Source organism: Mesorhizobium sp. M0998, from assembly GCF_040318885.1.
Classification (GTDB): Bacteria; Pseudomonadota; Alphaproteobacteria; order Rhizobiales; family Rhizobiaceae; genus Mesorhizobium.
Genome location: NZ_JAMYND010000076.1, coordinates 1 through 12939, shown reverse-complemented (window position 1 = coordinate 12939; position 12939 = coordinate 1). Strand labels below are relative to the sequence as shown.

10 protein-coding genes and 2 pseudogenes are annotated in these 12939 nt (G+C 63.9%); 3 read left to right on the top strand and 9 right to left on the bottom strand.

Features of this window, described 5'->3' with window-relative positions; genetic code table 11:
* Both NKH59_RS32420 and NKH59_RS32415 read right to left on the bottom strand, forming a co-directional pair.
* Positions 1 to 148: pseudogene (locus tag NKH59_RS32420) on the bottom strand (MFS transporter); the annotation flags it as partial.
* Between the two features lie 262 nt (positions 149 to 410).
* Positions 411 to 1309, bottom strand: a pseudogene (locus NKH59_RS32415) (HNH endonuclease).
* Positions 1310 to 1785: 476 nt separating this feature from the next.
* Here NKH59_RS32415 and NKH59_RS32410 point away from each other — a divergent pair.
* Both NKH59_RS32410 and NKH59_RS32405 read left to right on the top strand, forming a co-directional pair.
* Positions 1786 to 3528, top strand: a complete 1743-nt coding sequence (locus NKH59_RS32410) for an adenylate/guanylate cyclase domain-containing protein (protein WP_352474993.1) — start codon at positions 1786 to 1788, stop codon at positions 3526 to 3528.
* Between the two features lie 213 nt (positions 3529 to 3741).
* Positions 3742 to 4278, top strand: coding sequence for a dihydrofolate reductase family protein (locus NKH59_RS32405; RefSeq protein ID WP_352474994.1), 537 nt, complete (start codon positions 3742 to 3744; stop codon positions 4276 to 4278).
* 187 nt (positions 4279 to 4465) lie between these two features.
* On the opposite strand, the gene NKH59_RS32400 is transcribed toward NKH59_RS32405, so the two are convergent.
* Complete coding sequence (locus tag NKH59_RS32400; RefSeq protein ID WP_352474996.1) at positions 4466 to 5371, bottom strand: LysR family transcriptional regulator; 906 nt, start codon at positions 5369 to 5371, stop codon at positions 4466 to 4468.
* A 30-nt stretch (positions 5372 to 5401) separates the two neighbouring features.
* Positions 5402 to 5533 carry a hypothetical protein gene (locus NKH59_RS32395; protein ID WP_352474997.1) on the bottom strand — a complete coding sequence of 44 codons (132 nt, stop codon included), beginning with the start codon at positions 5531 to 5533 and terminating at the stop codon, positions 5402 to 5404.
* On the opposite strand from NKH59_RS32395, the gene NKH59_RS32390 reads away from it, so the two are divergent.
* Complete coding sequence (locus NKH59_RS32390; RefSeq protein WP_352474998.1) at positions 5511 to 6407, top strand: MBL fold metallo-hydrolase; 897 nt, start codon at positions 5511 to 5513, stop codon at positions 6405 to 6407. The genes NKH59_RS32395 and NKH59_RS32390 overlap by 23 nt on opposite strands.
* An 89-nt stretch (positions 6408 to 6496) precedes the next feature.
* Here the strand turns inward: NKH59_RS32390 and NKH59_RS32385 are convergent, their stop codons facing one another.
* The 5 genes from NKH59_RS32385 to NKH59_RS32365 all read right to left on the bottom strand — a co-directional run.
* Positions 6497 to 7366 (bottom strand): patatin-like phospholipase family protein, encoded by an 870-nt coding sequence (locus NKH59_RS32385; protein WP_352475000.1) that lies wholly within the window; start codon positions 7364 to 7366, stop codon positions 6497 to 6499.
* Positions 7367 to 7636: 270 nt separating this feature from the next.
* A complete protein-coding gene (locus NKH59_RS32380; protein ID WP_352475006.1) occupies positions 7637 to 8989 on the bottom strand; it encodes a M16 family metallopeptidase in 1353 nt (450 codons plus the stop codon).
* A 190-nt stretch (positions 8990 to 9179) separates the two neighbouring features.
* Positions 9180 to 10544, bottom strand: coding sequence for a M16 family metallopeptidase (locus NKH59_RS32375; protein WP_352503364.1), 1365 nt, complete (start codon positions 10542 to 10544; stop codon positions 9180 to 9182).
* 97 nt (positions 10545 to 10641) lie between these two features.
* Complete coding sequence (gene rsmD, locus NKH59_RS32370) at positions 10642 to 11196, bottom strand: 16S rRNA (guanine(966)-N(2))-methyltransferase RsmD (RefSeq protein WP_353024295.1); 555 nt, start codon at positions 11194 to 11196, stop codon at positions 10642 to 10644.
* Positions 11177 to 12939: pseudouridine synthase (locus tag NKH59_RS32365; RefSeq protein ID WP_352475004.1), on the bottom strand; the 1763-nt coding region annotated here is incomplete at its 5' end. The genes NKH59_RS32365 and rsmD, both read right to left, overlap by 20 nt.

The following is a 12939-nucleotide window of genomic DNA, read 5'->3' as shown; positions in this document are numbered from 1 at the left end:
GCGATCCGGTTGCTATGATGCCGACCTGCAGAGGCGCGAAGCCTAATGCGAGGAGATAGACCGGCAACAGAACGGCCACGAAGCCATCGCCCATGTCGCGCAGGGCTCGGGCCGCAAAAAGAAAAGTCGCCGGACGGATCTGCTGCACTGGTCTAGCCTGCCCTCATCACCTGCGTTGGCGTCAACGGCTTTGGCAGCGTCGCTCGACAGGGCTGGGACATCATGACGGAGTCGCGTTAGACATTCCAGCGAGACGAAGGCCATGAATTCGGGACGTGGGTCAGAATTCCCCGTGGTCTTGCTTTGGTAATGTCCAGGAAGGGGCGCATTGCTGCCATTCGCAACGAGAGAATGAAGGCCTCCGACGAGTCAGAAGTGCCCACCAACACGCTCCCACGCCGACGGTGCTTTCACTGCTTGTAGCAGTGCTCGCGGTGCCATTGTAGGAAATGAGGATGCGGGCGTTCAAAATGTCGACTGGGCGTAAGTGCTCGACCGGTTTTGTTTATGAATCCCTGCACGCTGTCGAGATCGTTGACCTGCCGGGAGATCATGATTTCCAAATCGTCGGATAGGCTGATCAACCCGCGATCGAACATCCAATGCGCGGTGCCGGACAATGCGATCCCATTGTTGATGATATCGGGACCATTGGCTTCAACCGGTCGAACATGCGCGGCGGAGACCTCCGCTCGGCCGCCGCCGTTTATCAACTTGAGTCCCGTGATCGCACAGCGCTCATCATAGGCGCGCAAGACGATGCGGCGAAAAATACGATCCCGCACGATTCGCGACGCGATGTAACTCACGCGATCACGGCTCTGCTCCAACTCAAATGGCGCCTGCTCGTCTTGAAAGCCAAGCGACGTCCCGATCTCATCAACGCGCGGCAGCAACGACTCATTGCTGCCCAGGCCGAGATCGATAATGCGGTTGAAGTCACTTAGACCGATTGGGCGGACGGCAGATTGGGCGCGACCGGAAATCCGTCCTTCCTCGTTGAGTACACTCTTCTCCACGATGCCATTCGCCCCGTTGAACGAAACAGGATTGGCGAAGTCGAGATAGGTCCCGGGCTCAATCAGAGCGAGGTACATGTCAGGCTTCGCAGGATCGGGGATGACCTGTTGGACTTTGGCTATGGCGAAATAGCCGCGGCTCTCTTCTACCTTGCTGGGCTCATAATAGATGATCCAGTCGCCTACGCATGCTTCGACGCGGCGCAGATACTGGCTAGAAACTGGTATTGCTCAGCGGGGCGGTCGTTGTAGATCGAATCTGACCGGTGAATGAAGACCCCGAATCCCATGATCTTTTTACAGTTCGTTTTTTGGAGATATCTGCCTCAGATACCAATCCGATCTTGGGAGCTTAGTCCAGGTCGGAGAAGTTTTTCCCCACAGTATCGGTCTTTGGGAGCGAATAAGCGAATAGGGAAAGCCCTCCCCTTGAAAATGCGCGGCGCTAGTTGACGGTGCAGTTCGCACAAGACCCGCACGGCCCGTCCCGACAGAAAGGAACCCGCCATGCGAAAACTCATCGTCACCGAATTCATCAGCCTCGACGGATCGCCGAGGTCGAGAAGCTGCCGAGCGTGGCCTGGCGCGCCGAATGGCGTCGCTCTCCCGCGATTGATGCGATCGAGTTCGCAGCCACCTGGCGGAAGGCGGAAGGTTTGATCCGCCCTTTGTTGCTGCTGCGTAGAAGACGTCTTGATTCAGCCACAAGCCCAAATTGCTGGATTTGGCAGCCCAGGAAGGATAGGCTTGGTTTTTGGTTCAAGTGATGGAACAGAGACTAGCCGCAATTCTGGCTGCCGATATGGCGGGCTACAGTCGGCTGATGGAGGCCGACGAATCCGGCACGCTCGCACGCCTTCGGACCCATCGCATAGAACTGGTCGATCCCGCCATCGCGAAGAACAAGGGCCGGATCATCAAAACCACCGGAGACGGCATGCTCGTTGAGTTCCAGAGCGTGACCGATGCCGTGAAATGCGCCGTGGAGATCCAACAGCGCATGAAACGGCGCAATTCGGATGTGCCGCAAGAACGGCGTATCGAATTCAGGATCGGCATAAATCTCGGTGACATCATTTTCGACGATGAGGACATTTTCGGCGACGGCGTCAATATTGCCTCGCGTATCGAGCAACTCGCCGACGTCGGCGGTATCTGCGTGACCGCAGCGGTGGCGACCCAAATTGCCGACCGTCTCGAAATTGCCATGGAGGACCTGGGCGAGAAGACGTTAAAGAACATCAGCCGCCCGGTTCGCCTCTATCGCGTTGGGTTTGATAGTTCTGTCCTGCCGGAAGTCGAGGCGAAGCGATCCATCTCGAAACCTTCGATAGTGGTGCTGCCATTCACCAACATGAGCGGCGACCCCGAGCAGGAATTTTTCGCGGACGGACTGACCGAGGACATCATCACCGAACTGTCCCGCCACCATGAGCTGTTCGTCATCTCGCGCAATTCCAGCTTCGTCTACAAGAACCGCGCCGTGAATGTGCGCGAGGTGGCCGAGAAACTCACCGTCCAATACCTGGTGGAGGGAAGCGTCCGCAAGATCGGCGACAGGGTGCGCGTGACGGTTCAGCTCATCGACACGGCGAATGACGCTCATATTTGGGCGGACAAATATGACCGGAAGCTGGACGACATATTCGCGATTCAGGATGAGGTGACCGCGGCGATCGCAGCTACGCTGCCCGGTCGTGTCGAGGCGGCTCAGCGGGACCAGCTCGCGCGGGCGAAACCTGCAAACATGGCCGCGTATGAATGTGTGCTTGCTGCCAAGGTGCTGCATCACCGAAGCACGAATGCGGATAATGAACGCGCGCAAACCTTGATAGAAAGGGCCGTCACGCTCGACCCCGATTATGCCCATGCCCATGCCTGGCGGGCCTGCATTCTTGGCCAGGCCTGGGTCCATAACTGGTGCGAAGACAGGGATGCCATCTGGAACAACATCATGGCAGCGCTGGACAGGGCGCTGGCGCTGGACAACAACGATGCCGATGTCCACCGCATCCTCGCCGCAGTGAACGTGAACAACAACGAGCTGACCACTGCACGCTACCATCAAGAGCGCGCGCTGGCCCTCAATCCCAATTACGACCTCGTGGTGGTGCAGCAAGGCGAGTTATTGACGTGGCTCGGGAGGCCGGAAGAGGGAATTGAATGGATCCGCAAGGCGATGCAGTTGAACCCGCACCACCCGGAGAGGTTCTGGAGCCATCTGGGAAAGGCGCATTTCGCCGCGCGCCAGTATGGCGAGGCGATCGAAGCTTTCATGCATCTGTCAACCATGGACTCGGCTCAGCACGCTTTCGCCGCTGCCTGCTACGGCTGGCTCGGCGACGAAATCGCGGCCGCGGCGCATCTAGGCAAGATCAGAACGCTCGATCCCCAATTCGACCTCGATTCATTTATCGCCACCCTGCACTTTGCCCAGGAGTCTGATGTGCAGCACGTCCGCGAAGGACTGCTGAAAGCCGGTAATTGCCCACCTGTAGCCAGCCCGTAACTACGACCCAGATCCAATCGGCAAAAAAGACCGGCCTCCGATGCGGACCTTGTGGCATGACCGAACGATGGGCAGGTCGGAGAAGCTTTTCCCACGGTATCGGTCTTTGGAAGCGAACAGGGAAAACCCTCCCCCTGAAAAAGCGCCGCGCTAGTTGACGGCGCATGTCGCATAAGGCCCGCGCCATTCGGCCCTGCCAGAAAGGAACCCGCCATGAGAAAACTCATCATCACCGAATTCATCAGCGTCGATGGCATTGCCGAGGTCGAGAAGCTGCCGAGCGTGGCCTGGAACGATGAGATGCAGAAGTTCAAGGACGACGAGCTTGCCGACAGCGGCGCCATGCTGTTGGGGCGCACGACCTATGAGATCTTTGCCGGCTCGTGGCCCAAGGAGACCGGAGACTTCGCCGACCGGTTCAACGCGCTGCCGAAATATGTCGCCTCGACCAGCTTGCAGGCGCTCGACTGGCAGCCGGCCGAGCTGCTGCAGGGCGCGTTGCCGGAAGCGGTCAGAGGGCTGAAGCAAGGCAGCGGCGGCAACATCTATGTGCATGGCAGCCTCAGCGTCGCGCAGGAATTGCTGCGCCACGGCCTGGCCGACCGCATCCGCCTGCTCAGCTACCCCGGTGCCGTCGGCCAGGGCAAGCTGCTGTTCCCGCCCGGCGCGCAATTGCCGCTCGAGCTGATCTCGGCCAGGCAATTCAGCAACGGCGTGGTGGCGCTGGAGTATGCGGCTGGGATGGCGTGATGAGCCAATCTCCCCCCTCGAGGGGGAGATGCCCGGCAGGGCAGAGGGGGGCGTCTCGCGTAATGCGCCAACCCCCACCGACGCAAGAGGCAGGCCGCGCCCGGTCGAACCGACCCCCTCTGGCCTGCCGGCCATCTCCCCCTCAAGGGGGGAGATCGCAGCTTCGTCCATCAGCGCCTCACCCAAGCTACCGCCCCCGCCCGCCTGCCTCCAGCTTCTGCTCGGCCGCGATCAGCATCTCGACAAACCTCGTCACCTTGGGCGGGCGGAAGCGGGCGGCGGGGTAGACCGTGTAGATGCCGCCGGAGGGCAGCCGCCACTCGGGCAGGATCTGCACCAGCCGCCCGGCGGCCAGTTCGTCCCGCACCAAAAAGTCCGGCAGCACCGACAGGCCGGCGCCGGCGCGGACCGCTGCCAGCACTGCCGGCGTTGCGTCGATCGAAATCGTTGCCTGCATGCGCACGGCCTGCTGCTCGTCATCGCCGCGCGAAAATTGCCATAGCAGCGGTTCGCGCAGCGCCATGTTGGCGACGAAGGGCAGCCCGGCGAGGTCTTGCGGTTCGCCGGCGGTGAACCGGCCTGCAAAGCCGGCGCCGCATACCATGAATTGTTGGAAGGTGCCGATGCGCCGGGCCTGCAGGCTGGAAACGGCCAGCCAGCCGACGCGGATGGCCACGTCGATGTGGCCGGAAACCAGGTCGATCGTCTCGTCGCCCAGCGTCAGCTCCACCCGGCAGGCGGGATAGCGCGCGCTGAAGGCGGCGACCACCGGCACCACCGCCGATGTGCCGTAGTCGTTGGACGCGGCGATGCGCAGCGTGCCAGTCGGCTCGGCGGCGGCCTGCGCGAGCTCGTCGAATGCATGCTCGGCCTGCTGCAGGACGTGCAGGCAGCGGGCATGGAACGTTCGGCCGGCCTCGGTCGGATGGACGCGCCGCGTCGTGCGGATCAGCAGCGTCGTTCCGACATCGCGCTCCAGCCGCGCCACCTGCTGGCTGACCACCGCCTTGGTGATGCCCAGCCGCTCGGCGGCCCGCGTGAACGAGCCGGCATCGACCACCGCCGCGAAATAGGCCAGCCGGTTCAGGTTCATGCTTCGCTCATGGCGGAGGCAGTCTCATTGTCAGGCAATGGCATACATTACGTCTATTTTGTCGGCCTTCAATACGCATTCCGCTTTTGCCATCTTGCCGGCATCGAGGCCGCCGAATTCCGGATCCCAGGAGACATCCATGTTCACACGGAGAAGCATCATGAAAACCACCCTCGCCGCCGGCGCTGCCGCGGTCTTTGCTCCCGCCGGGCTTGGCCATGCGGCAGGCGGGCTTTCCTGGAAACATTTCCCCGCCGGGCAAAACGGCTTCTTCCGCGCCCCGGTGCTGGTCTCCGGCGCCGCCGAAGCCGTGCTGATCGATGGCGGTTTCACTTACCCCGACGGCCGGGCCGTGGCCGAGGCGATCAAGGCGACCGGCAAGACGCTCACCACCATCTATGTCAGCCAGTCCGACCCGGACTATTATTTCGGCCTCAAGCCGATCAAGCAGGCGTTCCCGCAGGCACGGGTGATCGCCGCGGCCGAGACGGTGGCCGCCATCAACGGCAATGTCGAAAAGAAGCTCGCCGTCTGGGGGCCGCAACTCAAGGAGAATGGCCCGCAGGCGCTGGCCGACGTCGTCATCCCCGAAGCATTCGACGGCAAGACGCTCAGCGTCGATGGCGAGACCATCGAGATCGTCGCCGCGGAAGGCCTCGCCAACCGGCGCTATCTCTTCGTGCCGTCGCTGAATGCGGTGTTCGGCGGGGTGATGATCTTTGCCGGCGTGCATGTCTGGACCGCCGACACGCCGACCAGGGAACTGCGCGCCGCCTGGCTCGCCAATCTCGAAAAGATCGCGGCGCGCAAGCCGGCAATCGTCGTGCCCGGGCACATGACGCCTGAGGCCGCTACGGACCTTTCAGGCGTCGAGCACACCAAGACCTATCTCATCGCCTTCGAGGAAGAACTGGCCAAGGCCAAGGACGCGGCCGCACTGAAGAGCGCCATGGAAGCCCGCTTCCCCGGCCTCGGCATGGGCGTCGCGCTCGACATCGGCTCCAAGGTTGCCACCGGCGAGATGAAGTGGGGCTGAGATGGCCGCCAATCGCGAGCTGATCCGCGCCACTTACGAAGGATACGCTCATGGTCCAGCGGGCGCTGACGCCGGACGCTTGATTACGGTCATCCGCCGAGACGGTTGGTGCGCTTGCTGGCTTCGGCCTTGGCCCGGGCCTCCACCGCCTTCTCGATCTCGCGCTTCAGCTCGTCCTTGATCGCCACCGTCTCGGCCATCAGCGCCTCGACCTTCATGAAATCGAGCACCCGGTATTTCGAGACGGCCGGCCGGATCAGAATGTCGGGCCGGCTCTGGTTCAGCTTGCTGGCGATGATCGACTGCATCATCAGCTGCGTGGCGCCGAACATCAGGTCGACGGAGGTCGGAAATTTGCGGCCGGCCTCGGTCGGCGCGCCGACCACGTCGACGGCGATGATGATGTCGGCGTCGAGCTCGATCAGGTCGAACGGCACGGGATTGTAGATGCCGCCGTCGATCAGCAGCCTGCCGTCGCGCATCACCGGACGGAACACCGCCGGGATCGCCGCCGAGGCGGCCAGCGCCGAATGCAGCTCGCCTTCGTCGAACACGGCGAGCTTGTGGCCATAAAAGTCCGTTGCCGTCACCTTCAGCGGTATCTTCAATTCGGCGAAGGTCTCGGGAATGGCGTCGGGCAGGAACGCCTTGAGGATGCGCTCGACATTGAACTGGCTGACCCGCAGGCCGCCCTGCATCGCCTCGGCAAAAGTGCCGGGCCGCGCCCGCCACATGCGCGTCGCCACTTCGGCGCGGCGGCCGAGGATCGAGCGCGTATAGTCGTGGATGTCCTTGCCGGTCATGCCCGAGGCCATGCCGGCGCCCATGATGGCGCCGATCGACGAGCCGGCGATTGCTGCCGGCCTTATGCCCAGCTCGTCCAGCGCCTCGATAACATGGATATGCGCCAGCCCACGCGCCCCGCCGCCGCCAAAGGCGATGCCGAAGCTAGGCGCCATTTTGGGTGCCCCATGTGGCGGAGCTATCGAATTTGGGCAAATGCCCCCTCGCCCGGATTGTCGGCAGTTTGCGGTCGTGGCGCGTCTTTCCTTCTCCCCTTGTGGGAGAAGGTGGATCGGCGCGGAGCGCCGAGACGGTTGAGGGGTGTTGGACGGAGCTCGGTCGATGCCAAGCTGGAGCACCCCTCATCCGTCGCCTTCGGCGACACCTTCTCCCACAAGGGGAGAAGGGGGAGCCAACCGGCGCAGGCCAGTGCAGGAAAAGTGGGCTCATCCCTTGCTTCCCAGCTTCGGCCCGACCACCATGACGGCCGGCTCGGCGGAGAGCAGCTTTTTCGCCACCGCTTTCACCTGGTCCAGCGTCACCGCGTTTATCAGGGCGGCGCGGCGCTGCATGTAGTCGATGCCGAGCTTGCCGAGCTGGATCTCGAGCAGCGTTGAGGCGATCGCGCCGGAGGAATTCAGATTGTTGATGGCATAGGCGCCGATCATGTATTTCTTGGTCGCCGCCAGCTCGGCTTCGGTCGGCCCCTCATCGGCCATGCGCTTGACCACGTCGCGCACCACGGCCAGCGTCTCGGCCGCCCTGTCCGCGCGGGTCGAGGTGGTGATGGAAAGCGCCTCGGAGTGCTGGTGGTCGACGAGGTCGGAGCTGACGCTATAGGCCAGGCCGCGCTTCTCGCGCACCTCGTCGAACAGCCGCGAGGTGAAAGTGCCGCCACCGAGGATCTCGTTCATCAGCACCGCGGCGAAGAAATCCGGCGCGTTCCGCTTCACGCCGGGATAGGCGAGTTGCAGCGAGGCCTGCGGCTGGTCGTAAACGACCTCGAGCTGCTGGCCGAGCTTCAGGTCGATGTCGGGAACGGGCGTAAGCGCCTGCTTTTCCGGCAGGCTGCCGAACACCAGATCGAGCTTCTGCCTCAGCGTCTCGGCGTCGATGGCGCCGACCACCGCGACATGCAGGCCGCCGCGGGCGAAATTCGCCTTGTGGAAGGCGCTGAGATCGGCCGGCGTGATCGTCGCGATGCTTTGCCTGGTGCCCTGGTCGGGCCGCGAATAGGGATGCCGGCCGTAGATCGCGTCCAGCCATTTGCGTTGGGCGAGCGTATCGGGATCGCGCTCGTTGGCGATGATGCCGGACAGGATCTGCGCGCGGATGCGGTCGATCGGCACCTGGTCGAAGCGCGGCTGGTTGACCGCCACCCGCAACAGGTCGAAGGCGCCGTCGCGCTGGTCGGCCAGCATGCGCATCGAGCCGTAGATGCCGTCGCGTTGCGCCTCGAAGCTCATCTCTGCACCGACGTCGTCGAGCTTGATCTGGAAGGCCTCGCTGTCGAGGTTGCCGGCACCTTCGTCGAACAGGCCGCTCATCAGGTTGGCAAGCCCTTCCTTACCGGGCGGATCCTGCGTCGCGCCGCCATCGAAAACGAAGCGGATGGCGACGATCGGCACCGAATAATCCTCCACCAGCCAGGCGGCAATGCCCTTCGACGAGGTCACCTCCTGGATGTTCATGGCGGCGCGAGCGGAAAGCGCCGGCAGGAGGAGGAAGACGAGGGAGAGAATGAGGGTGGCCAGAAGAGGGCCGGCGCGCCAATTGCCAAGGTCGGCGCCGCCCCTCATCGCCCTGCCGGGCACTTCTCCCCGTATAGTTACGGGGAGAAGGGGCTGGCCGCTGTCCCGGCGCTCGCTCTGCAAACGCTGAAGATTGACGAAACCGTCGATGGCGGCGCCCCTCTCCCCGTCCCTATACGGGGAGAGGATGCGGGCAGGCAGGTGAGGGGCGGCGCCGACGCTCAAACTCATCATCAAATCAATTCCCAGCCTGGGTTTCGGGAAGCAAATAACCGGTCGTTGCGTGGTCGAGATTGAGATAGCGGGCAGCGACTTCCTTGACCTGGTCGGCGGTGACCTTGCGGATGCGGTCCGGCCATTGCTGGACGTCCTGGACGTTGCCGCCTGTGGCGAGCGTCGAGCCGTAGATGTTGGCCATGTCCTCCTGCTTGTCGCGGGCAAAGATCATCGAACGTACGAAACGGTCCTTGGATTTTTCCAGCTCGTCGCTGGTGACGCCGTCTTTCGCGATGCGGGCGATCTCGGCGTCGACCGCGGCTTCGATGTCGGCAAGCTTGGCATCGCCGCGCGGCGCGCCGTAGACGGTGAAATTGGTGTCGTCGAGCATGGTGCCCTGGAAGAAGGCGCCGGCCTCGGCGGCGATGCCTTGCCTGACGACAAGCTCCTGGTAGAGCCGGCTGCGGTTGCCGCCGCCGAGGATTTCGGACAGCACGTCGAGCGCTTCGGCTTCGCCGGGCTTTGCCGTGTGATAGGACGGGACCACCCATTGCGTGGTGAAGCTCGGCACGCTGACACGCCCGTCGGTCAGCGTCACCGTGCGCCTGGTGTTCTGCTCCGGCTCGACCGGGCGGATGCGCGGTGGCAGATCCGGGCCGCGCGCGATCTTGCCAAAGGTCTTTTCGGCCAGCGCCTTAACCGTTTCCGGCTCGACATCGCCGGCCACCACCAGCACGGCGTTATTGGGTGTATAATATTTGTTGTAGAAAGCCATCGCGTCGGTGCGGTTCAGCTTCTCCATCTCCTGCATCCAGCCGATGACCGGAATGCGGTAGGGCTGGTTCTGCCACAGCGTGGCGTCGATCTCCTCGTCGAGCACCGCCTGCGGATTGCTATCGATGCGGGAGCGGCGCTCCTCGAGGATGACGTCGCGCTCGGTCTTGATGACGTCGTCGTTGAGGATGAGATTGCGCATGCGGTCGGCCTCGAAGCCCATCATCTCACCGAGCGCCTGCGGCACCACCGTCTCGTGAAAGGCGGTGTAGTCGTATGAGGTGAAGGCGTTGTCCGAGCCGCCGATGGCGGCGACGGCACGGTCGAGCTCGCCCGCCGCATGGGTGCTGGTCGCCTTGAACATCAGATGCTCGAAGAAATGGGCAATGCCGGACTTGCCCGGCGGCTCGTCGGCGCTGCCGATCTTGTACCAGACCATATGGGTGACGATGGGGGCGCGGTGATCGGGGACGACGACGACCTCCATGCCGTTGTCGAGCAGGAAATCGGTCACGACGCCATCGTCAGGATTGTTATCCGCCAGAGCCGGCGCGGCCATCACCAGAGCCAGTCCCAAGAGCGTTTCGCGCAGCCATTCAGCCTGAAATGTCATAGATGGCTCCGGTTTGTGGTGGGACGATAGGCGGGGTTGCTGGTCGAGGCAAAGCGAATTGTTCGTCATTTTGAAGGCGCCACCGTGGAAGCCGAACTCAGGCGGCCTCGATGAACCGGATGACCGTCTCGCCATAGTTGCGCTCGTCGACAACCGAAAAGCCCGGCCCTGCCTCGAACGGCGCCGCCGCCGCTTCCTCGACGACGCAGAGCGCGCCAGGGGCGAGCCAACCACCGGCCTTGGCCGAGCGCAACGCACGTTCGCCAAGGCCTTTGCCATAGGGCGGATCGGCGAAGACAAGGCCGAATGCGGCGATGGTGCCCGCCTCGCCCAAGCCCGTCGCGTCGCGGCGGAATATCTTGGTGCGGCCGGTGAGGCCGAAGGCCTCGACATTGGTGCGGATCAGGCCGCGCCCTTCGGCGGATTCTTCGATGAAGACAGCGTAGGAGGCGCCGCGCGACAGCGCTTCGAGGCCGAGCGCGCCGGTGCCGGCGAACAGGTCGAGCACGCGCGCGCCGTCCAGTTTTTCAGGAAAGCGATGCGCCAGCACGTTGAAGACCGCCTCACGCGTGCGGTCGGTGGTCGGGCGGATGGCAATGGGGCGGGGCGGCGCCAGCGGACGCCCGCGAAACTCACCGCCGACGATCCGCATTGCTTCCCTTCGGGCCGCCGCGCGGCCGGTCGCCACCGCCATCCGGGCGCTCGCCGCGCGGTTTGCCGAACGGCTTTGCACCGCCGCCTTGCGGCTTGCCGCCGGGCTTGCCGTAAGACGGCTTGAACGATGCCTTGCGCGCCTTGTTTTCCGCCGCCTTGGCGGCGTCTGCCTCCGCCCTGCCCTTGCCGATCGGCCGTGCGCCCGGCGCCATCCAGACATTGGCCTTGCGCTGGCCCGGCGGCTCGATCGGCCGCTGCTCGCGTTCGGATTTTTTCCCACCGAAGCCGCCACGAGGCTTGTCGCCGCGGGGTTTGTCCCCGAAGTCGCTGCGTTCAGGTCTGGGGCCACGCTCGCCAAAGCTCTTTTTTGGCCCAAAGGTCCTGTCAGGGCTTGTCGACAGCTTGCCGAGCGCTTCGTCGCGGCTGCCTTCGCGGCGCTTGCGGTTCTTGATCAGGCCGCCCTCGCCGATCGGCCGGCGTTCGCCGTCGCGGGTGAATTTCGGCCGCTCGGGCTCCTCTTCGCGCTCACGCCTGACCGGCTTGTTGGAAAACGGCTTGGCGATATCGGCATCGAAATTGGCGCCGGACTCTTCGACCAGGCGCTCGCCGAGCTGGTCGCGCAGCACGCGGCCCTTGATCTCCAGCACATGGCCTTCCGGCAAATCGTCGAGTTGAAACGGCCCGTAGGAAATGCGGATCAGCCGCGTCACGTCGAGACCGAGCGCGCCCAGGATGTTCCTGACCTCGCGGTTCTTGCCTTCGCGCAGGCCGAGTGTCAGCCAGGCGTTCGAACCCTGCTCGCGGTCGAGCGTCGCCTCGATGGCGCCATAAAAGACACCGTCGACGGCAATGCCTTCGCGCAGCCCTGCAAGCGCGCTTTCCTCGACCTTGCCGTGAACGCGCACGCGGTAGCGTCGCAACCAGCCGGTCGCCGGCAGTTCGAGCACGCGCGACAGGCCACCATCATTGGTGAGCAGCAGCAGGCCTTCGGTGTTGATGTCGAGCCGGCCGATGGTCATCAGCCGCGGCAGCCCGGGCGGCAGCACATCGAAGACGGTCTTGCGGCCTTCGGGATCGCGGTTTGTCGTGACCACGCCGGCCGGCTTGTGGAACAGGAACAGCCTGGTGCGCTCGATCGGCGGGATCTCCATGCCGTCGAGATGGATGATGTCGCCGGGCATGACGTTGAAGGCCGGCGAGGACAACACCTTGCCATTGACCTTGACGCGGCCGGCCGCAATCAGTTCCTCGGCGTCGCGGCGCGAGGCCAGGCCGGCACGCGCCAGCCGCTTGGCAATGCGTTCGCCGGCTTCTTCCGTTGCCTCGACGCGACGCGGGCGCGGCTTGAAGCCGCCTTCCGATGCGGCCTGTGCCGTTTGTGCCCCATGGGGTCGATCGCCGCCAAAATCACGCTTGGGACGGTCGAAGCGCCTCTCGCCGCGCTCGCCTTCGACAGCTGCCGGCCGGTCGCCGCGCGGAGTGTAAGGCTTGCGTGGACCCTCGCGCTGTTCATAAGGCTTGCCTTCCGGACGCGGCCCTTTGCTGAATGGCCGGTCGCCGCCTTTGAAGTCGCGCTTCGGCCGCTCGCCTTCGGCAGCTGCCGGCCGGTCGCCGCGCGGCGCATAAGGCTTGCGTGGACCCTCGCGCTGTTCATATGGCTTGCCTTCCGGACGCGGCCCTTTGCTGAATGGCCGGTCGCCGCCTTTGAAGTCGCGCTTCGGCCGTTCGCCTTCGGTCGCCG

Excerpts from the sequence above, each read along its gene's own strand:
- NKH59_RS32410 (WP_352474993.1), top strand. The coding sequence starts at position 1,786 with ATGGAACAGAGACTAGCCGCAATTCTGGCTGCCGATATGGCGGGCTAC.
- NKH59_RS32405 (WP_352474994.1), top strand. The coding sequence starts at position 3,742 with ATGAGAAAACTCATCATCACCGAATTCATCAGCGTCGATGGCATTGCC.
- NKH59_RS32400 (WP_352474996.1), bottom strand. The coding sequence starts at position 5,371 with ATGAACCTGAACCGGCTGGCCTATTTCGCGGCGGTGGTCGATGCCGGC.
- NKH59_RS32390 (WP_352474998.1), top strand. The coding sequence starts at position 5,511 with ATGTTCACACGGAGAAGCATCATGAAAACCACCCTCGCCGCCGGCGCT.
- NKH59_RS32395 (WP_352474997.1), bottom strand. The coding sequence starts at position 5,533 with ATGATGCTTCTCCGTGTGAACATGGATGTCTCCTGGGATCCGGAATTC.
- NKH59_RS32385 (WP_352475000.1), bottom strand. The coding sequence starts at position 7,366 with ATGGCGCCTAGCTTCGGCATCGCCTTTGGCGGCGGCGGGGCGCGTGGG.
- NKH59_RS32380 (WP_352475006.1), bottom strand. The coding sequence starts at position 8,989 with ATGAGGGGCGGCGCCGACCTTGGCAATTGGCGCGCCGGCCCTCTTCTG.
- NKH59_RS32375 (WP_352503364.1), bottom strand. The coding sequence starts at position 10,544 with ATGACATTTCAGGCTGAATGGCTGCGCGAAACGCTCTTGGGACTGGCT.
- rsmD (WP_353024295.1), bottom strand. The coding sequence starts at position 11,196 with ATGCGGATCGTCGGCGGTGAGTTTCGCGGGCGTCCGCTGGCGCCGCCC.